This window comes from Burkholderia cepacia (assembly GCF_001039005.1).
Lineage (GTDB): Bacteria > Pseudomonadota > Gammaproteobacteria > Burkholderiales > Burkholderiaceae > Burkholderia > Burkholderia theae.
This window is the reverse complement of the sequence record NZ_LDWR01000016.1, coordinates 80,242-101,872: the sequence shown is the minus strand read 5'-3', so window position 1 is coordinate 101,872 and position 21,631 is coordinate 80,242. Positions and strand designations below refer to the sequence as shown.

Annotated in this window: 19 protein-coding genes and 1 tRNA gene; 12 read left to right on the top strand and 8 right to left on the bottom strand. The window is 67.2% G+C overall.

The window, feature by feature from the left end; all coding sequences use genetic code 11:
- Positions 1-115 precede the first annotated feature (115 nt).
- From VL15_RS10060 to VL15_RS10050, 3 genes are all read left to right on the top strand, one after another.
- On the top strand, positions 116-742 hold the full coding sequence (locus VL15_RS10060; RefSeq protein ID WP_048245323.1) for a LysE family translocator: 627 nt from the start codon (positions 116-118) through the stop codon (positions 740-742).
- A 13-nt stretch (positions 743-755) separates the two neighbouring features.
- Positions 756-1,517, top strand: a complete 762-nt coding sequence (locus VL15_RS10055; RefSeq protein ID WP_048245322.1) for a class I SAM-dependent methyltransferase — start codon at positions 756-758, stop codon at positions 1,515-1,517.
- A 97-nt stretch (positions 1,518-1,614) separates the two neighbouring features.
- Positions 1,615-2,208 (top strand): nuclear transport factor 2 family protein, encoded by a 594-nt coding sequence (locus VL15_RS10050; protein ID WP_048245321.1) that lies wholly within the window; start codon positions 1,615-1,617, stop codon positions 2,206-2,208.
- A gap of 63 nt (positions 2,209-2,271) precedes the next feature.
- Here the strand turns inward: VL15_RS10050 and rtcR are convergent, their stop codons facing one another.
- The gene (gene rtcR, locus VL15_RS10045; protein ID WP_048245320.1) at positions 2,272-3,891 is read right to left on the bottom strand and encodes an RNA repair transcriptional activator RtcR; all 1,620 of its coding nucleotides are present in this window, start codon (positions 3,889-3,891) and stop codon (positions 2,272-2,274) included.
- A gap of 338 nt (positions 3,892-4,229) precedes the next feature.
- Here rtcR and VL15_RS10040 point away from each other — a divergent pair.
- From VL15_RS10040 to VL15_RS10020, 5 genes are all read left to right on the top strand, one after another.
- A tRNA-OTHER gene (locus VL15_RS10040) sits at positions 4,230-4,302 on the top strand.
- Positions 4,303-4,560: 258 nt separating this feature from the next.
- Positions 4,561-5,700, top strand: coding sequence for a slipin family protein (locus tag VL15_RS10035; RefSeq protein WP_048245319.1), 1,140 nt, complete (start codon positions 4,561-4,563; stop codon positions 5,698-5,700).
- Positions 5,701-5,762: 62 nt separating this feature from the next.
- On the top strand, positions 5,763-6,986 hold the full coding sequence (locus VL15_RS10030) for an RtcB family protein (RefSeq protein WP_048245340.1): 1,224 nt from the start codon (positions 5,763-5,765) through the stop codon (positions 6,984-6,986).
- 283 nt (positions 6,987-7,269) lie between these two features.
- Positions 7,270-8,415, top strand: coding sequence for a DUF1176 domain-containing protein (locus VL15_RS10025; protein WP_048245318.1), 1,146 nt, complete (start codon positions 7,270-7,272; stop codon positions 8,413-8,415).
- A gap of 58 nt (positions 8,416-8,473) precedes the next feature.
- Positions 8,474-9,775, top strand: a complete 1,302-nt coding sequence (locus tag VL15_RS10020) for an XAC2610-related protein (protein WP_048245317.1) — start codon at positions 8,474-8,476, stop codon at positions 9,773-9,775.
- Positions 9,776-9,811: 36 nt separating this feature from the next.
- Here the strand turns inward: VL15_RS10020 and VL15_RS10015 are convergent, their stop codons facing one another.
- On the bottom strand, positions 9,812-10,480 hold the full coding sequence (locus VL15_RS10015) for an O-methyltransferase (protein ID WP_048245316.1): 669 nt from the start codon (positions 10,478-10,480) through the stop codon (positions 9,812-9,814).
- A 148-nt stretch (positions 10,481-10,628) separates the two neighbouring features.
- On the opposite strand from VL15_RS10015, the gene VL15_RS10010 reads away from it, so the two are divergent.
- Positions 10,629-11,924: an O-acetylhomoserine aminocarboxypropyltransferase/cysteine synthase family protein gene (locus tag VL15_RS10010; RefSeq protein WP_048245315.1), complete on the top strand. Its 1,296-nt coding sequence runs from the start codon at positions 10,629-10,631 to the stop codon at positions 11,922-11,924.
- A gap of 178 nt (positions 11,925-12,102) precedes the next feature.
- The gene (locus tag VL15_RS10005; RefSeq protein ID WP_048245314.1) at positions 12,103-12,828 is read left to right on the top strand and encodes a ZIP family metal transporter; all 726 of its coding nucleotides are present in this window, start codon (positions 12,103-12,105) and stop codon (positions 12,826-12,828) included.
- A 30-nt stretch (positions 12,829-12,858) separates the two neighbouring features.
- Here VL15_RS10005 and VL15_RS10000 read toward each other — a convergent pair whose 3' ends face one another.
- Positions 12,859-13,362 carry a hypothetical protein gene (locus VL15_RS10000; protein WP_048245313.1) on the bottom strand — a complete coding sequence of 168 codons (504 nt, stop codon included), beginning with the start codon at positions 13,360-13,362 and terminating at the stop codon, positions 12,859-12,861.
- A gap of 66 nt (positions 13,363-13,428) precedes the next feature.
- Positions 13,429-13,704: a DUF4148 domain-containing protein gene (locus tag VL15_RS09995; RefSeq protein WP_048245312.1), complete on the bottom strand. Its 276-nt coding sequence runs from the start codon at positions 13,702-13,704 to the stop codon at positions 13,429-13,431.
- Positions 13,705-14,018: 314 nt separating this feature from the next.
- Between VL15_RS09995 and VL15_RS09990 the strand changes: the two genes are divergently transcribed.
- On the top strand, positions 14,019-15,179 hold the full coding sequence (locus VL15_RS09990; protein ID WP_048245311.1) for a porin: 1,161 nt from the start codon (positions 14,019-14,021) through the stop codon (positions 15,177-15,179).
- A 201-nt stretch (positions 15,180-15,380) separates the two neighbouring features.
- Here the strand turns inward: VL15_RS09990 and VL15_RS09985 are convergent, their stop codons facing one another.
- Entirely contained in the window at positions 15,381-15,620 is a 240-nt protein-coding gene (locus tag VL15_RS09985) for a hypothetical protein (RefSeq protein ID WP_230684416.1), read from the bottom strand.
- 291 nt (positions 15,621-15,911) lie between these two features.
- On the opposite strand from VL15_RS09985, the gene VL15_RS09980 reads away from it, so the two are divergent.
- A complete protein-coding gene (locus VL15_RS09980) occupies positions 15,912-16,202 on the top strand; it encodes a DUF4148 domain-containing protein (RefSeq protein WP_048245309.1) in 291 nt (96 codons plus the stop codon).
- A gap of 82 nt (positions 16,203-16,284) precedes the next feature.
- Here VL15_RS09980 and VL15_RS09975 read toward each other — a convergent pair whose 3' ends face one another.
- The 3 genes from VL15_RS09975 to VL15_RS09965 are packed head-to-tail and all read right to left on the bottom strand — an operon-like array spanning position 16,285 to position 21,601.
- Positions 16,285-17,709 (bottom strand): heavy metal sensor histidine kinase, encoded by a 1,425-nt coding sequence (locus VL15_RS09975; RefSeq protein WP_048245308.1) that lies wholly within the window; start codon positions 17,707-17,709, stop codon positions 16,285-16,287.
- Positions 17,706-18,389, bottom strand: coding sequence for a heavy metal response regulator transcription factor IrlR (gene irlR / locus VL15_RS09970; protein WP_048245307.1), 684 nt, complete (start codon positions 18,387-18,389; stop codon positions 17,706-17,708). Before irlR ends, VL15_RS09975 begins: the two co-directional genes overlap by 4 nt.
- Positions 18,389-21,601 carry an efflux RND transporter permease subunit gene (locus VL15_RS09965; protein WP_048245306.1) on the bottom strand — a complete coding sequence of 1,071 codons (3,213 nt, stop codon included), beginning with the start codon at positions 21,599-21,601 and terminating at the stop codon, positions 18,389-18,391. The genes irlR and VL15_RS09965 overlap by 1 nt, the downstream gene beginning before the upstream one ends.
- Between the last annotated feature and the right edge of the window lie 30 nt (positions 21,602-21,631).

The following is a 21,631-nucleotide window of genomic DNA, read 5'->3' as shown; positions in this document are numbered from 1 at the left end:
TATACCAGAAAGGCGCAGGCGCAGCCGGGCCGTTCGCCGGCCGCGCCTGCGGCCGCGCGCCGAACCGAATACAATGCCCCGATCCCCGCCGCTGCGCCAACCTGCCGGAGCCGCCATGTTCGACCTGACCACGCTGACCACCTTCACGGCCGTCGTTCTGGGCCTGTTCCTGATCCCCGGCCCCGCCGTGCTGCTCGTGCTGAGCCGCACCGTGCAGGGCGGGCGCAAGACCGGCATCCTGACCGGTCTCGGCGTCGCAAGCGGCGATTTCGTGCACACGCTGTTCGCGGCCGTCGGGCTGTCGGCGCTGCTGATGACGTCGGCGCTCGCGTTCAACGTCGTCAAGCTGGTGGGTGCCGCGTACCTGATCTATCTCGGCGTGCGCGCGCTGCTGGAAAAAGCGTCCGATCCGTCGCTGCCGACAGTGTCGCCCGTCACGCCGCTCAAGGCGTACCTGCAGGCGATTCCCGCCGAAGTGCTGAACCCGAAAACCGCGCTGTTCTTCCTCGCGTTCATGCCGCAGTTCGTGCATCCGGAACGCGGCTCGACGTTCGTGCAGTTCGCGGTGCTCGGGCTGATCTTCGTCGTGCTCAGCTCGCTCTACACGACGCTGATCGCGTGCTCGATCCGCCCGCTCGGCCGCATCGTGAAGCGGCTCACGTGGCTCACGCGCTGGCAGGGAAAGATCATCGGCTCGATCTTCATCACGCTCGGGCTGCGCGTGGCCGTGCAGCAGCGCTGATGCGCGCGGCCGCATGACGTTCGGCACGGCGCCCGCCGGCGAAGCCCTCTACACTGACCCGCGCCTCGTCGCAGTCTACGACCTGTTCAATTCGGGCGATCACGACTTCGCGTTCTACGCGTCCGTCATTGGCACTGCACGCCAACGCATTCTCGATCTCGGTTGCGGCACCGGCACGTTCGCGCGCCGGCTCGCAGCGGTCGGGCACGACGTCGTCGCGATCGATCCCGCGCCGGCGATGATCGATTACGCACGACGCCAGCCGGGTGCCGACGCCGTGCGCTGGCACGCGTGCGCACTCGACGGCCTGCCGCCCGGCGCGCCGTTCGACGCGGTCGTGATGACCGGGCACGCGTTCCAGTGCCTGTTGACCGACGACGCAATCGACGCGGCGTTGCGCGGCGTGCGGCGCGTGCTCGCCGACGGCGGCCGCTTCCTGTTCGACACCCGCAACCCGCGCGTCGCGCCGTGGCGTGCGTGGACGCCCGAGCATTCGGCATGCAGCGTCGAATCGCGCGAATTCGGCGTCGTCGATCTCCATCATGCGGTGAGCGCGGTCGACGGCGCGATCGTGACGTTCGACACGCACTACCGCTTCCGCCGCGACGAATCGCGGCTCACGAACGCGAGCCGGCTGCGTTTCATCGCGCAATCGGAACTGCGGGCACGCGTGGCGGCCGCCGGATTCTCGTCGGCCGACTGGTACGGCGACTGGCTACGCGCGCCGTTCGACGACGCGACGAGCGCGGAGATCATCGCGATCTGCCATGCCTGAGTACGCGTTCGATTACGTCAGCCCGCAACGTTCCGCGTATCCACCGCACACGCATGCGGAGCGTGCGGCCCGATTTCCCGATTAAGGAGGCTCGACCATGCCTTTCCCGCTTGATCCCGCGCCGGTTCGCGCGCTGCTCGAATGCTATTTGCGCGCGAAGGACCAGAACCGGCCCGCGCTGATCGCCGACTGCTTCGCGGCCGATGCCGAGCTGAGCTTTTCGCTTGCGAGCGACGATATCGATTTTCCGCCGCGCGTGGCGGGCGCGGCAGCCATTGCACGCACGCTGGTCGAGGAATTCGGCGAGCGGTTCGAGCGGTGCCGGACCTATTACCTCTGCACGGAACCGACCGTCGACGCGCATGGCGTCAGCACGATGCCGTGGCTCGTCGTGATGCGGCAGAAGGACAACGGCGCGTTGCGAATCGGGCATGGCGCGTACCGCTGGCAGTTCGCGTGTGACGGTGAAGGCGTGGCGCGGATCGCCGCGCTGCACATTCATATCGCGCGGATGGATACGATCGACGATCCGCGGTCGATGAAGCTCGACGTGCTGCATGCGTCGTTCGGATATCCGTGGCTGCCGGCGCATGCGTTTGCGCACGGGTTGGCGGATGTCGCGGCAGCGCAGCCGGACTGGGCATTCCTGGCGCCGTTCCGGCAAGCGGCGGCCGCAGCAACAGCGACATAACCAAACCCGCACCCGCACGCGTACGGAGTCTTCCGGCACCACGCAGCATCCGCGCCGCCGCACTTAACGCGCCGCGTCGAGTGCCTTCCGCACGCCGTCCCAATCGAGCCCGAACCGCGCAAGATACTTGCGCAGCCGGTCCGCATCGTTCGGCTGCTTCTTGCTCTGCCGCGACACCGCGAACAGCGTGCGCCCGGCTTCCGACAAACTCGCCGACACGCGGCACACGTCGAGCACGCGTTCGAGTTGCGCGCGATCGAACAGGTCGAGTTCCGCCGCACGCGCACCGAACACCGCGTCGACGCACGTGTCGCACGCCCCCGCGCCACCCGGTAACGACCACGTGCGCGTCAGCCGCTCGACTTCCTGTTCGGCCAGATCCTCGGTAATCCGCCCCGCATCGGCCAGCGTCGCCATCCGCGTGACCGATGCGGACAACTCGCGGAAGTTGCCGGCCCACGCCGCGCGCGGCGACGCCGCGAACGCGAGATAGCGCCGCTTCGCCTCGACGTTGAAACGTACCTGCTCGCCCTGCTCGCGGCCGAACCGGTCGAGCTCGAATTCGAGGTTCGGCTCGATGTCCTCGCGCCGCTCGGCCAGCCCCGGCAATTCGTACGTCCACAGATTGATCCGCGCATAGAGATCCTCGCGGAACGTGCCGGCCGCCACCATCTGCCGCAGGTCGCGGTGCGTGCCCGCGATCAGCTCGAAATCGCTGGTCGCCTCGACATCCGCGCCGACCGGCAGGAAGCGCTTCTCCTCGATCGCCTTCAACAGCATCGCCTGCTCGTCGAGCCCGAGTTCGCCGATCTCGTCGAGAAACAGCAAACCGCCGTCCGCCGCGCGCAGCAGCCCCGCGCGCGCCGACTGCGCGCCGGTGAACGCGCCCTTCACGTGACCGAACAGCGTCGACATCGCCGCGTCGCCGCGCAGCGTCGCGCAGTTGATCTCGATGAACGGCCCCGCGAGCCGATGGCGGCCGCGCTTCAGCTCGTACACGCGTTTCGCGAGAAACGACTTGCCGGCGCCCGTCGGCCCGACGAGCAGCATCGGCGCGCGCGAACGCACGGCCACGCGCTCCAGTTGCTCGATCAGCGCATTGAAACGCGCGTTGCGCGTCGCGATGCCGGCCTTCAGGAACGACACCGTTTCGTCGCGTTCGCGCGTGAAGCGCTGCGCGATCCGGTTGTAGCGCGACAGGTCGAGATCGATCACCGATACCGTGCCCGGCCCGCTCGGCCCTTCGTCGGTCTGCCGCGGCGGCCCCGTCTGCACGAGGCGCGCGGGCAGGTAGCGCGCTTCCGCGAGCAGGAACCAGCAGATCTGCGCGACGTGCGTGCCGGTCGTGATGTGGATCAGGTAGTCCTCGCGGTCGAGGTCGAACGGATACGCGCGGGCGTAGTCGTGCAGCGTCGCATAGACCTCCTCGAAATCCCACGGATCGTGGATCGTCATCGGCGTGAGCCGCACGTCGGTATGCGGCGACAGGCGCGCGAGATCGCCCCGCACCTGTTCGGCGAGACGCGTGTGGCTCAGCGGATGCAGCAGTTCGAGCCGGTCGATCGGCAGGTCGGGCTGCTCGCACAACGAGATCGTCGGCCGCCATTTGCGGTAGCGACGCGGCGCGCGGCCGCCCTGGTCGAGCACCGTGCCGAGAAAACCGATTGCGACGGTCTTTCGCATGTTTATCTCATGGGATAAGAGGCGATCCGATTGTATCGGATTTTCTCGATTGCTCCGCACAAACAAGGCCGTCGCGACCCCACTCCGCAAACTCAATTTCCCTTTACTTTCAATCGATTAAGAAATTTTTCGAGCGCGGCCGCGCCCACTGGCACGCTCCTCGCTAAATAGAAGGCGCCGGATGTCCCGCTGGCCCGCGAGCCAGGGTTCAAAAAGCCCTGCTGGTGCACCGCCGCCGAACCTCGTTCGTCGCGGCAGCGCATGCCGCCATGGACAGACGAAGGCAAAGGGGCGCGCACAGGCATGCCACGTCCGGGTTCGAATCCCGGGGCGCCCACCGTTCGGTAGCTCATTTGGGTAGAGCAGCCTGCGAAAGCAGGTGTGTAGCGGGTTCGAATCCCGCTCGAACACTGTCCGCAAGGGCAGTCTATTGATGGAAGCAGTACCCGCCGGTGCGGGCCGCAAGGCCCGCCGCGCGTCGGACCGGTTGCGGTTCCGCGCGATCGGCCGGGCGGCCGGACGGCCCGCGCGAATGCGCACGACGACGCGATGCAGGATGCGTCGCCGTGCAGCGTCCGCGCCGGCCCCCGCGCCACCCGCCCGATTGCGTCGCACCGTGATCCGCACGATGCGCGTCACCCGGCGGTCATTTAAAAAAAGGACAAGAATATGTGGAAGCGTCATGTAGTGAAAAAGAACGAACGCGCACTGCTGATGAGCGAGGGCGATTTCGTGAAGGTGCTGGAACCGGGCGTGTTCAAGGCCTTCGATCCGTTCAAGCGCCTGTCGGTGCAGACCGCGCGTCTCGACGCGCCGCTCGCCGACGAGGCGCTGGCCGACTACCTGCGCCACGACGCGCAGGACGTGCTCGGGCAATACTTCGTCGCGATGGATCTCGCCGACGACGAAGCGGGCCTGCGTTACGAAGACGACGTGCTCGTCGAGATCCTCGCGCCGGGCACGCGCCGTCTGTACTGGCGCGGCCTGACCACGCACCGTCTCGAACGCGTCGATCTCGCGGAGAACAGCATGCTGCCGGCCGCACTCGTGAAGCGCATCGTGCAACCGGCGCTGCGTGCGCGCGGCGTGGCGGGCCTGACGGGCGTGCTGCTGGCGCAGGTGCCGGCGTACCACGTCGGCGTGCTGAAGATCGACGGCAAGATCGAGCGGCTGCTGGACGCGGGCGTGTCGGCGTTCTGGCGCTTCAACCGCGACGTCGCGGTCGAATTCGTCGACCTGCGCGTGCAGGCGCTCGAAGTCGGCGGGCAGGAAATCCTGACGCGCGACAAGGTCGCGCTGCGGCTGAACCTGTCGGCGACGTGGTGCTATGCGGACGTGCTGCATGCGTTCGGCCAGTTGCAGAAGCCGGTCGAACACCTGTATCGCGAGCTGCAGTTCGCACTGCGTGCGGCCGTCGGCACGCGCTCGCTCGACGAGCTGCTGGAGGACAAGCAGTCGATCGACGACGTCGTGATCGCGCAGGTGCGTGCACGCCTCGAAAACTCGGGCGTGGACGTGCGCAGCGTCGGCGTGAAGGATATCGTGCTGCCGGGCGACATGAAGACGATCCTCGCGCAGGTGGTCGAAGCCGAAAAGGCCGCGCAGGCGAACGTGATTCGCCGCCGCGAGGAAACGGCGGCAACGCGTTCTCTGCTGAACACCGCAAAGGTGATGGAAGAAAACCCGACCGCGCTGCGGCTCAAGGAGCTGGAAACGCTCGAGCGCGTCGCGGAACGGATCGACCGCATCTCGGTGTTCGGCGGTCTCGACCAGGTGCTGAACGGACTCGTCAGCATCAAGGGCGCTTAGGGCATGAAACGGCGCGGCATAGAGGTGCCGCGCCGGACGAATGAACGAATCAGGTGAAGCAGATGAGCAACATGGATTATCAGTTGATGGAACTGGCGCACGGCAAGCCGGTGAAGATGTGGACGCAAGGTGTCGCCGTCGAGGACGAAGCGCGCGCGCAACTGCGCAACACCGCGCAGATGCCGTTCATCTTCCGCCACGTCGCGGTGATGCCGGACGTCCACCTCGGCAAGGGCTCGACGATCGGCAGCGTGATTCCGACGAAGGGCGCGATCATTCCGGCCGCGGTCGGCGTCGACATCGGCTGCGGGATGATGGCCGCGCGCACGACGCTGACGGCGTCCGACCTGCCGGACTCGCTCGCGAGGCTGCGCAGCGCGATCGAACGCGCGGTGCCGCACGGCCGCGCGCCGGGCCGCCGCGATCCGGGTGCGTGGGGCGATCGCACGCCGGCCGCTGTGACCGAATCGTGGAAAGCGTTGCAGCCGGGTTTCCAGCGGATCGTCGACAAGTATCCGAAGCTGGAAAAGACGAACCACTACGCGCATCTCGGCACGCTCGGCACCGGCAACCACTTCATCGAAGTGTGCGTCGATGAAGCGGACCACGTGTGGTTCATGCTGCACAGCGGCTCGCGCGGCGTCGGCAACGCGATCGGCAGCCTGTTCATCGAACTCGCGCAGGCCGACATGCGGCAGCACATCGCGAACCTGCCGGACCGCAACCTCGCGTACTTCACCGAAGGCAGCCGGCACTTCGACGATTACTTCGAAGCGGTCGGCTGGGCGCAGGACTACGCGCGGCGCAACCGGCAGGCGATGATGGACGCGGTGATCGGCGCGGCGCGCGGCGTGATCGGCAAACCGTTCGCGGTCGACGAGCACGCGGTGAACTGCCACCACAACTACGTGCAGCGCGAACGCCACTTCGGCGAAGACGTGCTCGTGACGCGCAAGGGCGCGGTGTCCGCGCAGAAGGGGCAGCTCGGGATCATTCCGGGTTCGATGGGGGCGAAGAGCTTCATCGTGCGCGGGCTCGGCAACCCGGAAAGCTTCTGTTCGTGCAGCCACGGCGCGGGCCGGACGATGAGCCGCACTGAAGCGAAGCGCCGCTTCACGGCCGCCGACCAGGTGAAGGCGACGCAAGGCGTCGAATGCCGGAAGGACGCGGGCGTGGTCGACGAAATCCCGATGGCCTACAAGGACATCGACGCGGTGATGGCGGCCCAGCGCAGCCTCGTCGAAGTGGTGCATACGCTGCGTCAGGTGGTGTGCGTGAAGGGATAGCGCGACGTGATCGACAGTCCTTGAAAAAACGAACGGCTCGGTGCCTGCGGGCATCGCGCCGTTTCCTCATCTGTACATACCCGGCCGCTGCCGGTGAGCAACGTACGTGCCCGCACACAACGCATCGCCGCGTCGGTCGCTACCCGTTGCGGCGGTATACTCGGTCTCATTCGCCAAAGCGCGCCGCATCATGCACCGCTGCAATCCACGTACACCGCTTGCTGACGATGCGCTTGCAGTCCGACGTCTTCCGCCCGCCCATTCACAGCCGATACGAACCGTCATGTCGCACCGCCTTTCGCTCGCCCTCGCCGCCCTCCTCGTGACTTCCCCGCTCGCTACGCAGGCTCGCCCGCTCGCGCGGCCGCCAGTCGAGCGCGACTTCAAGAGCTGGTCGGTCATCTGCGACAACGGCAACCGCTGCATCGCCGAAAGCCACGCCGACGATATCGACGATGCACGCACCAGCCTCATCCTGCGCGTGACGCGCGATGCCGGCCCCGACGCACCGGCGTCGCTCGACATCTTCGCGTCGGCACCGCTGGACCTGCGCACCGCCCGCGTCGACGGCCGCCCGTTCGATGCGATGCCGGCTCAATGGCATGCATCCGGCGACAAGACCGGCGACGACACGTACCCGTTCCGGATCCGGACGAGCGATCCGGCCACGGTTGCTGCATGGCTCGCGGCGGCGCGCAATGCGCAACTGCTGAGTTTCGGCGATCCGGCGTCGGCGCAAGCCGCCCCCACGCCGTTGTCGGGATTGAATGCCGCGCTGCTGCTGATCGACGACACGCAGGGCCGCGTCGGCACGGTCACCGCGCTGCTGCGCCCCGGCACCCGGCCCGCGTCGTCGGTGCCTGCCGCGCCGGCACTGCCGCCCGCCATCGCACCGGCGCCGCCCGTCGCCGACCTGTCGGCCGCCGAGCCGCGCCCGCTCGTCGACGCGGTGCTCGCGAAATTCGGCAGCGACGTGAAGCAATGTGCGGCCGATGTCGAAGACGAGATGTCGGCCGGTAATCGCAGGAAGGTGTCGCGCGCCGTAGCGATCTCGGCCGACGAAGCGCTCGTCGCGATACCGTGCCAGACGAGCAGCATGTATAACCACACCGACCTGTGGTACCGCGTGCGACGTACCGCGCCGTACGCGCCGACGGCAATGAATTTCGGCGAGAACGCGAACGCGGGCCTCGATTCGGCGTCGTTCGCGAACGAACTGACCGAGGCCGGCTACGATACCGCCAACGCGACGCTGTCGAGCAAGGTCAGGCTGCGCAGTGCCGGCGATTGCGGCTCGACCGCGTCATGGATCTTCGACGGCCGACGCTTCGTGCTCCACGACATCGCCACGCACGGCACGTGCAACGGCCTGTTCCAGGATCAATGGCCGCGCCTGTATCGCCGGGCCGACGCGACAGGCAACCACTGACGCGCGCATCGCGCCGATACGCACCGAAAAAAGCCACAACAATCCGAGGGGCCGCCCCATGCATCTCCCGTCCATCAACGCGTCGCGCGCCGCAACCGCGACCGCGACGCAGCGCACGCTCGGCTGGCGCTTCGCGCTTTCGTGCGTGCTGGTCGCCGTCACCGCATTCGCGTTCGCGCCGGCTCACGCGGCAAGCGCCGACGATTCGGTCGAGATCCCGTTCTGGTCGCGCAACTGGACCGGCACGATCGGCAACCGGCACGTCGACGTGTCGCTGTCGCGTGTCGCCGACACGGTATCCGGCTGGTACTGCTACGTGCCCTGCGCATCGGACAAACGCTATCGGCTGGCGCTGAAGGGATCGCTCGATGCGCACGGCGCGACGCTGTCGGAACGCGACATCGGCGCAAAGACGGATGCCGATCGCACGACAGGCACATGGCGCGTCGCGTCGCTCGACGGCACGGCGACCGGCACGTGGGCGTCGCCGGACGGCAAGCGCACGCTGCCTGTCTCGCTCGCGCTGAAACACGATGGCCAGCCGTTTCCTTACGAGATCCGCCTCGTTGCGGACAAGCTGCCGGACGATAGCGGGTCATGCAACGACGTGCCGCACGTCAGCGCGATCCGCCTGTACGATCACGGCCGCGTCGTGCAAACGCTGCAGACCGACTCGCACGGCACCTGCAACCTGTTCACGCCCGAATTCGCCGACGTGAACTTCGACGGCTGGCCCGACCTGATGCTCGCGCAATCGATGGGCGCCGGCCCGAACATTCCGTACCAGACGTGGATCTTCGACCCGAAGACGCGCCGCTTCGTCGACGCCCCGCAAGGGCTGCAGGACATCACGTCGCCGGACTTCGATCCCGTGCACCGGATCATCTGGACGAGCTGGCGCGCGAGCTGCTGCGAGCACGGCGTGACGACCTACCGCTGGCAGGGCAACGACGTGAAGGAAATCGATTCGGCCAGCAGCTACATGCTGCCCGTGCTCGACGGGACCACGCGCCGCTATTGCTACGTCATACCCGGTTACGGCGACGGTTATATCGAGTTTCCGGAGCGCATCGAACAGACCGGCACCGGGCTGCGGTCGACGCTGGGCAACCCGAAAGGTTGCGACGCGAGCGATTCGCCGTCCATGACGCGGGTGTATATCGACATCTGGAAACCGGGCACGCCCGGCCACGCACCGACGCTCGTGCGCACCGAGAAGGTCACGTGGAAGCGTACGCAAACCCGTGCCGGCATGAAGTTCTGCCCCGATGTGCCGTTCTACGACAACGGCCGCATCCGCCGCATCGTGCTGAGCGACGATCCCGACCAGTGCAGCGCCGAGAATCCCGACAAGAACTAACGCGACGCACGCCCGCACGGGCGTGCCGCCGTCACGTCACGCGCCGACGATCGAGATCGAGAAGCCGTCCCAGCCCTTCTGCCCGACCGTCTGCACGGCCGTCGTCGTGAGCTTCGGTTCGGCCACGAGACGCGCGAACCCGTCGCGCACGCCGACCACATCGGGTTCGCGATTGTCGGGATCGGCCACGCGCCCGCCGCGCACGACGTTGTCGACGACGATCACCGTGCCGGGCCGCGACAGCTTCAGCGCCGCGTCGAGATAAACGGGGTTGTTGTCCTTGTCGGCATCGATGAAGATGAAATCGAACGGCGGCTCACCCGCGTCGACGAGCCGTGCAAGGCTGTCCTTCGCGCTGCCGACGATCACCGACACGACTTCCGCGAACCCGGCGCGCGCGATGTTCTGCGTCGCGACCTTCGCGTGCTCGGGGCTCAACTCGAGCGTCACGAGCGTGCCGCCCGGCGGCAACGCGCGCGCGAGCCAGATCGTGCTGTAGCCGCCGAGCGTGCCGACCTCGAGGATGCGCCGCGCACCGCGGATCGTCGCGAGCAGCTGCAGCAGCTTGCCCTGGTTCGGCGCGACGTTGATCGCGGGCAGCCCGGCCGCGTCGCTCGCCGCCAGCGCGGCGTCGAGCGCGTCGTCGGACGGCACGAGCGTCGCAGAGAAATACGCATCCACCTGGTTCCACTGATCCTGATCCATCGCGCCCCCCTAGTCTGCGGAAAAAGGCATTCTATGCGCCGCGAACCCATAAGCAACAAACCATTCGTTCTAAGGACAGCAGCGCACGTGCTCCCATAATCGCCGGACAGCCGGACTCTCGACCTTCACAACAACAAACGGAGCACCCATGACCAATCAGGCCTCTTCGAACTGGCGTCTCGAAACCATCGCCGTGCACGGCGGCTATCGTCCCGACCCGACCACGCGCGCGGTCGCGGTACCGATCTACCAGACCGTTGCGTACGCATTCGACGACACGCAGCACGGCGCGGACCTGTTCGACCTGAAGGTCCAGGGCAACATCTATACGCGGATCATGAACCCGACAACCGACGTGCTCGAGCAGCGGATCGCCGCGCTCGAGGGCGGTATTGGCGCGCTCGCGCTCGCGTCGGGGCAATCCGCCGTCACGTATGCGATCCAGACGATCGCCGAAGCCGGCGACAACATCGTGTCCGCGAGTTCGCTGTACGGCGGCACCTACAACCTGTTTGCGCACACGCTGCCGCAGTACGGGATCACGACGCGCTTCGCCGACCCGCGCGACCCCGCGTCGTTCGAGCCGCTGATCGACGCGCGCACGAAAGCGATTTTCGCGGAATCGGTCGGCAATCCGCTCGGCAACGTCACCGACATCGCCGCGCTCGCGGAAGTCGCGCATCGCCACGGCATCCCGCTGATCGTCGACAACACGGTGCCGTCGCCGTACCTGCTGCGCCCGTTCGAGCACGGCGCGGACATCGTCGTGCACTCGCTGACGAAGTATCTCGGCGGGCACGGCACGAGCCTCGGCGGCGCGATCGTCGATTCGGGCAAGTTCCCGTGGGCGCAGCACGCCGACCGCTTCAAGCGGTTGAACGAACCCGACGTCAGCTATCACGGCGTCGTCTATACGGAAGCATTCGGGCCGGCCGCCTATATCGGCCGCGCGCGCGTGGTGCCGCTGCGCAACATGGGCGCGGCGATCTCGCCGTTCAATGCCTTCCAGATCCTGCAGGGGATCGAGACGCTCGCGCTGCGCGTCGAACGGATCAGCGACAACGCGCTGAAGATCGCGCAGCATCTGGCGCACCACGAGCACGTCGAGTGGGTGAACTATGCGGGCCTGCCCGATCACCCGGACCATCCGCTCGTCGCGCGTTACCTGTCGGGCCGCGCACCGGGCATCCTGACGTTCGGCGTGAAGGGCGGCCGCGACGGCGGCGCGAAGTTCCAGGACGCGCTGAAGCTGTTCACGCGGCTCGTCAACATCGGCGATACGAAGTCGCTCGCGACGCATCCCGCGTCGACGACGCACCGGCAACTGTCGCCGACCGAACTCGCGAAGGCCGGCGTGAAGGAGGAAACGGTGCGGCTGTCGATCGGCATCGAGCATATCGACGACCTGCTCGCCGATCTCGACCAGGCACTCGCGCAGCTTTGACCGGAAACGGGCGCGTCGGCCGGCGCGTCCTCTCTCATCAAATGCCTTGACCCTGGAGCGGCTTCAGGGTGTTCAATCCCCGGTTGATGCCGGGGCAACGCCCGGCGCGTACGAACCGCGCGACGCATCGGGTGCAGGACAGTACGCCCGCTGCGGCCCGCCCACTGCCCGAGGCCACATGACACCGACCGCGAAGCTTGCGCTGCTCACGTTACCGCCCGTGCTGGCGGCCTGTTTCGGCGCCCTCGCGGCCGCATGGCGTGCGCCCGGCCCGAAAACGTCGAGCGTCATCCAGCATTTCACCGGCGGCATCGTGTTCGCGGCCGCCGCGCTCGAACTGCTGCCGCAGGACCGCGCGCACGCGCTGTTTCCGGTCGTCGTCGGTTTCGTGCTCGGCATCGCGCTGATGCTCGCGATCCGTGCGCTGTCGGGTGCGATCGAGACGCGCTTCGAGGAGGCACGCCTGCCCTTCAGCCTGATCATCGTCACCGCGATCGACCTCGTCGTCGACGGCCTCGTGCTCGGCATCGCGTTCTCCGCGAGCGACGAAAGCGGCATCATCCTGACCGTCGCGCTGACGCTCGAAGTGCTGTTCCTCGCGCTGTCGGTCAGCGCGGCGCTCGCGGCGGCCGGCATCGGTCGTACGCTGTCGATCGTCGTGCCCGTCGCGCTCGCGGCGCTGCTGAGCATCGCGGCCGTGGCCGGCAACGCGGCGTTCGCGGGGCTGCCGGCGAATATCTACGCGGCGCTGCTGGGGCTGGGCACCGTCGCGCTGCTGTACCTCGTCACCGAGGAACTGCTGGTCGAAGCGCACGAAGTGCCTGAGACGCCGTTCGCAACGGCCGCGTTCTTTATCGGCTTCATCGTGTTCTTCCTGATCGAAGGATCGGTGAAGGCCGGGTAAGCCGCACGCGGCGGCTCGACGGCGCGCCGGCTACCACGTCGTCGCGCCCGCCGGATACGTGTCGACGATGCGCGTGCCGTTGACGGGCGTCACGCCCTCGTTGCGCAGCGCGGCCCACAGGTCGATCGCATGTTCGCGCGACTTGCGGCGGCCGTCGTCGGTCAGCACGTTCAGCGCAATCACTTCGTCGCGTGTCGTCAGCTGCAGTTGCTCCTTCAGCTTGCGCGACTGATGCGACGCGGTACGGACTTCACCCAGCAGAATCCGCTTCTCCGCGACATTCGACTCGCCGCCCGCGTCGGCCGGCACGAACGTCAGCCGGCCGTTGTCGACTTCGCATTGCCCGCGCGTGAACGTAGCGCTCCACTCGCCTGCCGGCACGGCCGCGAATTCGCAGCGCATCCGCTCGTTCGCACGGCTGCCGACGTCGTGCGCCGACGCGTGCGACAGCGCCCGTTCCGGCCAGCCGGCCGCCATCGCCGCCGTCGACATCAAGCAGGCGGCAAACACGATTCCTGTTGCGATAGTGCGCATGGCGCGCTCCTTGTCATAGGGGAAATTGGCCGAGCGGCGTCACCGCGATCGGCCGTGAATGAAGGATCAACGCATCGCGAAGCGGTTGTCGTGCGCATCGACCGTCGGCGCCTTCTCGCCGCGATGCACCGTCGAGCGATGGATTTCCTGATTGCGCGCGATGGTTGCCGGGCTCGCCGGATAGTCGTGATTCGGGCTCGGGATCACGCCGTCGTGCCGCGCGCGCACCAGCTCCTGGCGCACTTCCTGCCGCGTTTTCGCCTGCGCGGCCGCGGCTTGCGAGAAGGCCGCGATCGACAGCGCGGCAACGGTCAAAACGATCATCGGTCGCCGAATGTTCATGGGGTTCGCTCCTTGCTGGTATCCGTGACGGGAGCCTTCACTTTGATCCTGCGGCGGTGCGGAATCGTGAGCGCAGCATGACGGTTTCGTCACGGATTTCTCATGTACTGCATCGCAGTGCGAATGAAACTGCGCATGAATCGATGTCCTCATGACGTCGCGATGACATTTTTCTCATTTGTCCCTCACCTTCACGATCCGAACACTTTCCAGAATCGCCAGCGCGTTCGCGACATTCCCGCTCGCCGGCAAAAAGCGCGGCTCCGGAATCGACCGATGCACGGAACGATCATCTTGAACCTCAGGGACACTCCATGAAAACTCCAGTTCGGCTCGTCATGATGTCAGGTGCGCTGCTCGCGACCGCCCACGCGGCGCACGCGTCGGAAGTCACGCTGTACGGCCTGTTCGATACGTCGCTGACGTATGTGTGGAACGCCAACGCGGACGGCAAAAACCTCGTCGGCCTCGGCAACGGCAATCTGCTCGGCAACCGCTTCGGCGTGAAAGGCTCGGAGGATCTGGGCGGCGGGCTGAAAGCGGTCTTCACGCTGGAGAACGGCTTCAATCCGAACACCGGCGCGCTCGGGCAAGGCAACCGGATGTTCGGCAGGCAGGCGTTCGTCGGTCTCGAAAGCGCGCGCTGGGGCACGCTGACGCTCGGCCGCCAGTACGACGCGCTCGCCGATGTCGCGTGGCCGGTGACCGGCGACTTCCACTTCGGCAGCGTCTACGCGACACCCGGCGACGTCGACAACTACGACACGTCGTCGCGCACCGACAACGCCGTGAAGTACACGTCGCCCGTGATCAGCGGATTCCAGTTCGTCGGGATGGTTGCGCTCGGCGGCGTGGCCGGCAAGAGCGGCGCCGGGCAAACCTGGTCGGCCGGCCTGTCGTACAGCAATGGCCCGATCGACGTGGCCGGCGGCTACTATTACGCGGCCAATCGTTCATCGCTCGCCAACGGGATCCGGACCGGCTGGAACGGCACCTCCGACGGAACGTTCGACGGGTCGCTGGTCAACGGCGGCTACATCTCCGCGAAATCGATCGGCATCTCGCGCGGCGCGCTGCGCTACAACTTCGCGCCGTTCGCGGTCGGCGTCGACTACAGCAACGCGTTGTACAAGGCCGATGCGATGTCCGCGTTTCGCGGCACGCAGAAGTACGACACCGCACGCGGTTTCTTCAACTACCAGGCGACGCCCAGCCTGCTCGTCGGTGTCGGCTACAGCTACACGCGGGCCCGCGGCGATACGAGCGCGACCTATCACCAGGTGTCCGCGGGCGCCGACTACGTGCTGTCGAAGCGCACCGATCTTTATGCGGTCGGCGCGTGGCAACGCGCGAACGGAGAACAGCGCACGCTCGACGGCGGCACGCAAACGGCGCAGGCGTCGATCGGTTCGTATGGCTACGGCGGCACGCGCACGCAAGGCATCGTCAATCTCGGATTGCGCCACCGGTTCTGATCGCGACGGCGGCACGCGCGCCTGCGTGACGAAAATGTCACGTTCCGATCAGGTTCACGATGCGTCGTGCCGCTACGATCGGAACGGTAACGGGCGCGTCCCGTTCCCACCCACGCAGCGGGTCGCTGTCGCACGACACGATCACGCTTTCAGCCCGGACTCGTCGAGTACCGGGCTTTTTTTTGATCGCGAGTCCCGCGCTCACGGCGCGGGATTGCGTTGCGGGAACAGGCAAGGATGCGTCTTCACGTGCAGGTTCGGATTGCCGCAGCGATGCCCGGCATAGTCGATCTGCTCGCCCGGCATCAGGTCGGTCGGCACCGGCTTGCGCGCGGCGGCCGACACGGTCGTGCCGGGATCAGAACGTGTCGATACGCAGCCCGCGAACAACGGGACGATCAGGACTGCGATAAACGACAGGCGAATGGCGGGACGATGCACTTTTCGGTCCGGAATGAAAGTCTGAACGGGACCGCCCGCGTTCGATGCTGCTGTCGCGAGCGGTGAAAAACCGAAGGCCGCGACGGCCATCGGCAGACTTCATGATCCACTTCCCGCTCATTGCGCCCATGACGCGAACATGACGATTGCGTCATGCCGATCGAGCGCGACCCGCGCGTCGTCACGCAATCTGACGTTTTTTTCATCTCCCGATCACGGTGGCGCACGGCTGCTTTCGCATACTGGGTCCACGGTTCGCCACCCGGCGACCCTGATCAAGGAGAGCACTCAATGAACACCGCAAAACTCGCAGCACTGTTCGTCACCGCCACGCTGTCGCTCGGTATGGCCACGCAGGCCGCGTTTGCACAGTCGCAGACGCAAACGCAGGGCAAGACCCGCACGCAGGTCGTCAATGAACTGAAGCAGGCACAGCACGAAGGCGTCGTGCCGACGGGCAAGACGCAGTACCCGCCGACCGGCGAGATGGTCGCGCGCAACAAGGAGCTTCACGGGATTTCGGTGCATCGCGGCGAGAAGGCACCGCAAACCGACAACCACGACGACCTGGCCAAGCGCTGATGTTGCGCCGGCAACCGATCGCGGGTAGCGTGCCGCGCGCGACCGCCTCACGGCGAACGCGCGGGCGTGCCTGCCCGCGGTGTCAGGCGGAGTTGGCCGGCGGCCGCTGCGGCTCGGCCGGCCGCCGCGGAAAGCGCAGCCAGAACGTCGTACGCCGGCCGGGATCACTGTCGACGCCGCATTCGCCGCCGTGGTTGTCCATGATCGACCGGACGATCGCCAGGCCGAGCCCCGTCCCCGACGCCGAATTGTGCCGCGACGGGTCAACGCGGTAGAAGCGCTCGAAGATCCGCCCGACATGCTGCGCGTCGATGCCGGGCCCCGTATCCGACACGGCGATGGTCGTCGCGCCGCCCTGCTCCACGCAGTCGATCGTCACGACGCTGCCGCGCGGCGCATAGGTCAGCGCATTGGACAGCAGGTTGCTCAGCGCGCGCTGGTACAGCATCAGATCCGCATCGACCCACGCGTGGCCGTCGACCTTCACCGACACGCCCTCATCCTCCGCGAGCGACTCGTAGTAGCCGGCGACACGCCCGGCCTCCTCCGCCGCATTCAAACGCCGCACGTCGATCGACGTGCCGGCCTGTTCCGAGCGCGCGAGAAACAGCATGTCCTCGATCATCCGCGACAGCCGCTGGTATTCGTCGATGCTCGACTCGATCACGTTCCGGTATTCCTCCGCGCTGCGCGGCTGCGACAGCACGACCTGCGCGGCCGCCTGCAGGTTCGTGAGCGGCGTGCGCATGTCGTGCGCGAGATTCGACGAAAACTGGCTCAACCGCGTGAACGATTCGTCCAGCCGCGCGAGCATCCCGTTGAACGCATGCTCCAGCTCCTTCAGCTCGCCTGACGTATCGAGTTCCGGCAGCGGATGGGCGAGCCGGCTCGACGACATCTGCTCGGCGCGCGCCGCGAACCGCCGCAGCGGGCTCAGCCCGAGCGCCGCGATGCCGTACGCGATCGCGGCCGCGAGCACCACGCCGAACACCTCGATCACGACGATCGTATAAGCATGCGTGCGCAGCAGCAGCACGTCGGCGCTGCGGTCGTACTGCACCGCGACGCGCACCACGGGCGCGCCCGCGCCGGCGAGCGGCACGGTCGTCACGAGATACTGGTGCCGCGCGCCGGGCGGCGCGACGCCGACCGGCACGCGCCCCGTGTCCATCGACAGCAGCGGCGCATAGAGGCGGAAACCGGGCGTGCCGACGAGGCGCGTGCCCGCCGCATCGTAGATCGCGAGATCCATGTTCGGATGGCCGTGCAGCTGGTCGATCCAGATATCGGTGTTGCGCGCGACCTCGGCCGTCGTGCGTGCGTCGGCCAGGTGAGCGCCCAGCGCCGCGGAAATGCCGGCCATCTGCTCGGCCGCCGTCGTTTCGACGCGGTTGCTCAGCGCTTCGTAGAGTGCGAAGCCGCTCGACGCAAGGATCACCGACGTCGACAGGATGATCAGCGCGGTCAGGCGTCCGCGCAGCGTGCGCGGCAGCAGGCGCGCGATCATGCGGCCGCGCCGCCGCGCGCTTCGAGCACGTAGCCCATCCCGCGCACGGTGTGGATCAGCTTCGGTTCGTAGGCGTCGTCGATCTTCGAACGCAGGCGCCGGATCGCCGAGTCGACGACGTTCGTGTCGCTGTTGAAGTTCATGTCCCACACCTGCGACGCGATCGTCGCGCGCGGCAGGATCTCGCCCTCGCGGCGCATCAGCAGCCACAGCAGCGCGAATTCCTTCGCGGTCAGCAGGATCGTGTCGCCTTGCCGCGTGGCCTTGCGGCGCGTCAGGTCGAGTTCGAGATCGGCCACGCGCAGCGTGTTCGAATCGCGCGGCTGGCCGCGCCGCAGGATCGACTTGATGCGCGCGGTCAGCTCGACGAAGTCGAACGGCTTCGCGAGATAGTCGTCGGCGCCGAGTTCGAGCCCCTTCACGCGATCGCCGACGTCGTCGCGCGCGGTGAGGAACAGCACGGGCGTCGACTTGCTGAGCCGCAAGTTCTGCAACAGCGTCCAGCCGTCCTGCCCGGGCAGCATCACGTCGAGCACGAGCAGGTCGTATTCCTCGGTCTCGGCCTGATGCTGGCCCGTGATACCGTCCTCGACCCAGTCGACGACGTAGCCGGCCTCCGTCAGGCCCTTGCGCAGATAGGCGCCCGTCTTCGGTTCATCCTCGACAATCAGAATTCGCATCACGCATTACCCTTGAAGAAACCCAGCCGGCGCAGCATGCCCATGCCTACGCCGCCGCGAAACGCGGCGCGCCACGACACCGCATGGCTGACGCGGTACAGCACGGGCAGCACCAGCAGCGTCAGCGCCGTGGACGACAGGATACCGCCGATCACGACCGTCGCGAGCGGGCGCTGCACCTCGGCGCCGGTGCCGGTCGCGAACGCCATCGGCAGGAACCCCAGCGACGCAACGAGCGCGGTCATCAGCACGGGGCGCAGCCGCGTGAGCGCGCCTTCGCGCACGGCGACGTCGAGCGGCGTCCCTTCGTCGCGCAGGTTGCGGATGAACGAGATCATCACGAGACCGTTGAGCACCGCGACGCCGGACAGCGCGATGAAGCCGACCGCCGCGGTGATCGACAGCGGAATCCCGCGCAGCCACAGCGACACGACGCCGCCGCTCAGCGCGAACGGAATGCCGGTGAACACGAGCAGCCCGTCCTTCACGTTGTTGAACATCACGAACAACAGCACGAACACCATGAACAGCGCGAGCGGTACGACGAGCTTCAGGCGCTCGCTCGCGCTTTGCAGCTGCTCGAACTGCCCGCCCCACGATACCCAGTAACCGGCCGGCACGCGCACGTCCTGCTGCAGTTGCTCGCGCGCATCGGCGACGAACGAACCGACGTCGCGGCCGCGCACGTTCGCGCTGACGACGACGCGCCGCTTGCCGTCCTCGCGGCTGATCTGGTTCGGACCCGGCGCGACGTCGATCGTCGCGAGTTCCGCGAGCGGCACGTACGGCGCCGCCGCGAGCGGCGCGCGTGCGCCGGCCGCCGGCGCAGGCAGCGCGATCGGCAGCCGCTTGATCGCTTCGATATCCGAACGCAGCTCGTCGGGCAGCCGCACGACGATGTCGAAGCGGCGGTCGCCCTGGAACAGCGTGCCGGCCTTCTGGCCGCCGACGGCCGCGGCCACGGTGTCCTGAAGGTCGGCGACGCTCACGCCATAGCGGGCGAGCTTGTCGCGATCGAGCGTGACGGTCAGCACGGGCAGGCCCGTGGTCTGTTCGACCTTCACCTCCGACGCGCCCGGCACCTTCTGCAGCGCGGCCGCGATCTGCTCGCCGGTCTGGTTCAGCACGGCCATGTCGTCGCCGAAGATCTTCACGGCGACGTCGCTGCGCACACCCGAGATCAGTTCGTTGAAGCGCAGCTGGATCGGCTGCGAGAACTCGTACGCGTTGCCCGGCAGCTCGGCGAGCGCTTCCTCGATCTCGCGCACGAGCGTGTCGCGCGGTTTCTTCGGGTCGGGCCACTGATCGGCCGGCTTCAGCATGATGTAGCCGTCCGACAGGTTCGGCGGCATCGGGTCGGCGGCGATTTCGGCCGTGCCGGTGCGCGCGAACACGCGCTCGATTTCGGGGAAACGCGCCTTCAGCGTCTTCTCGATCGACTTCTGCATCTCGACCGACTGCGACAGACTCGTGCCGGGAATCCGCAGCGCGGAGACGGCCAGGTCGCCTTCGTTGAGACTCGGGATGAACTCGCTGCCGAGCCGCGTGGCGAGCCCGAGCGTGACCAGCACGATCGCGACCGCACCGAGCATCACGCGCGCCGGGCGCGTCATGAACGCGGCGAGCACCGGTTCGTACGCGCGCCGCGCCCAGCCCATCAGCCGGTTCTCCTTCTCCTCGACCCGCTCGCCGATGAACAGCGCGACGGCCGCCGGAATGAACGTGACGGTCAGCACCATCGCGGCCGCGAGCGCCATCACGACGGTAATCGCCATCGGATGGAACATCTTGCCTTCGACGCCGGTCAGCGCAAAGATCGGCAGGTACACGACCATGATGATCAGTTGCCCGAAGATCAGCGCGCGGCGTGCCTCCTGCGATGCACCGAACACCTCCGCGAAACGCTCGTCGCGCGTGAGTGGCCGGCCGGCGGCGGCCTGCGCATGCGCGAGCCGCCTCACGCAGTTCTCGACGATCACCACCGCGCCGTCGACGATGATCCCGAAGTCGAGCGCGCCGAGGCTCATCAGGTTCGCGCTCACCTTCGCATTCACCATGCCGGTGAAGGTCATCAGCATCGACAGCGGAATCACGAGCGCGGTGATCAGCGCCGCGCGGATATTGCCGAGGAACAGGAACAGCACGGCGATCACGAGGATCGCGCCTTCGAGCAGGTTCTTCTTCACCGTCGCGACCGCCTTCTCGACGAGCACGGTGCGGTCGTACACCGGAATCGCCTTTACGCCGGACGGCAGCGTGCGGTTCACGTCCTCCATCTTCGCGGCGACGGCCTTCGCGACCGTCCGGCTGTTCTCGCCCATCAGCATGAAGACCGTGCCGAGCACGACTTCCTCGCCGTTCGAGGTCGCCGCGCCCGTGCGCAGCTCGCGGCCGATGTCGACCACGCCTACGTCCTTCATCCGCACCGGCACGCCACCGACGTTGGTCAGCACGATGTTCGAGATGTCGTCGACGGTACGTGCCTGACCCGGCACGCGCACGAGATACTGCTCGCCGCGCTTCTCGATGTAGCCGGCGCCGACGTTGTCGTTGTTGCGTTCCAGCGCGCGCACGACGTCGGCGAGCGTCAGCCCGTACGACATCAGCTTCGCCGGATTCGGCGCGACGCGGTATTCCTTCACGTAGCCGCCGATCGAGTTGACCTCGGTCACGCCGCGCACGTTCCTGAGCTGCGGCCTGACGACCCAGTCCTGCAGCTCGCGCAGGTCGGCCGCCGTATAGCGCGTGCCGTCGGGCTTGCGCGCGGCCGCGTCGGCCTCGACGGTCCACAGGTAGATCTCGCCGAGGCCCGTCGACGTCGGGCCCATCGCGGGCGCGATGCCGGGCGGCAGCTTGTCCTTCGCTTCCTGGATGCGCTCGTTGACGAGTTGCCGCGCGAAATAGATGTCGGTGCCGTCCTTGAAGATCACGGTGACCTGCGACAGCCCGTAGCGCGAGATCGAGCGCGTCTGCTCGAGGCCCGGCAGCCCGGCCATCACGGTTTCCACCGGATAGGTGATGCGCTGCTCGGCCTCGAGCGGCGAATAACCGGGCGCGGCCGTGTTGATCTGGACCTGCACGTTGGTGATGTCGGGCACCGCGTCGATCGGCAGCTTCTGATAGCTGAAGACGCCCAGCGCGGCCACGGCCGCGATCGCCAGCATCACGAGCCAGCGGTGCGCAATCGCAAAGCGGATCAGGCGCTCAAACATGACGGAATTCCTTGAAACGGGGAACGGTCG

What these genes read in the sequence shown, in the direction of transcription:
- VL15_RS10005 (WP_048245314.1), top strand. Translation starts at nt 12,103, where the DNA reads ATGACACCGACCGCGAAGCTTGCGCTGCTCACGTTACCGCCCGTGCTG.
- VL15_RS10010 (WP_048245315.1), top strand. Translation starts at nt 10,629, where the DNA reads ATGACCAATCAGGCCTCTTCGAACTGGCGTCTCGAAACCATCGCCGTG.
- irlR (WP_048245307.1), bottom strand. Translation starts at nt 18,389, where the DNA reads ATGCGAATTCTGATTGTCGAGGATGAACCGAAGACGGGCGCCTATCTG.
- VL15_RS09975 (WP_048245308.1), bottom strand. Translation starts at nt 17,709, where the DNA reads ATGATCGCGCGCCTGCTGCCGCGCACGCTGCGCGGACGCCTGACCGCG.
- VL15_RS09965 (WP_048245306.1), bottom strand. Translation starts at nt 21,601, where the DNA reads ATGTTTGAGCGCCTGATCCGCTTTGCGATTGCGCACCGCTGGCTCGTG.
- VL15_RS10060 (WP_048245323.1), top strand. Translation starts at nt 116, where the DNA reads ATGTTCGACCTGACCACGCTGACCACCTTCACGGCCGTCGTTCTGGGC.
- VL15_RS10015 (WP_048245316.1), bottom strand. Translation starts at nt 10,480, where the DNA reads ATGGATCAGGATCAGTGGAACCAGGTGGATGCGTATTTCTCTGCGACG.
- VL15_RS10025 (WP_048245318.1), top strand. Translation starts at nt 7,270, where the DNA reads ATGTCGCACCGCCTTTCGCTCGCCCTCGCCGCCCTCCTCGTGACTTCC.
- VL15_RS10055 (WP_048245322.1), top strand. Translation starts at nt 756, where the DNA reads ATGACGTTCGGCACGGCGCCCGCCGGCGAAGCCCTCTACACTGACCCG.
- VL15_RS09995 (WP_048245312.1), bottom strand. Translation starts at nt 13,704, where the DNA reads ATGAACATTCGGCGACCGATGATCGTTTTGACCGTTGCCGCGCTGTCG.
- VL15_RS10035 (WP_048245319.1), top strand. Translation starts at nt 4,561, where the DNA reads ATGTGGAAGCGTCATGTAGTGAAAAAGAACGAACGCGCACTGCTGATG.
- VL15_RS10020 (WP_048245317.1), top strand. Translation starts at nt 8,474, where the DNA reads ATGCATCTCCCGTCCATCAACGCGTCGCGCGCCGCAACCGCGACCGCG.
- VL15_RS09990 (WP_048245311.1), top strand. Translation starts at nt 14,019, where the DNA reads ATGAAAACTCCAGTTCGGCTCGTCATGATGTCAGGTGCGCTGCTCGCG.
- VL15_RS10000 (WP_048245313.1), bottom strand. Translation starts at nt 13,362, where the DNA reads ATGCGCACTATCGCAACAGGAATCGTGTTTGCCGCCTGCTTGATGTCG.
- VL15_RS09980 (WP_048245309.1), top strand. Translation starts at nt 15,912, where the DNA reads ATGAACACCGCAAAACTCGCAGCACTGTTCGTCACCGCCACGCTGTCG.
- VL15_RS10030 (WP_048245340.1), top strand. Translation starts at nt 5,763, where the DNA reads ATGAGCAACATGGATTATCAGTTGATGGAACTGGCGCACGGCAAGCCG.
- rtcR (WP_048245320.1), bottom strand. Translation starts at nt 3,891, where the DNA reads ATGCGAAAGACCGTCGCAATCGGTTTTCTCGGCACGGTGCTCGACCAG.
- VL15_RS10050 (WP_048245321.1), top strand. Translation starts at nt 1,615, where the DNA reads ATGCCTTTCCCGCTTGATCCCGCGCCGGTTCGCGCGCTGCTCGAATGC.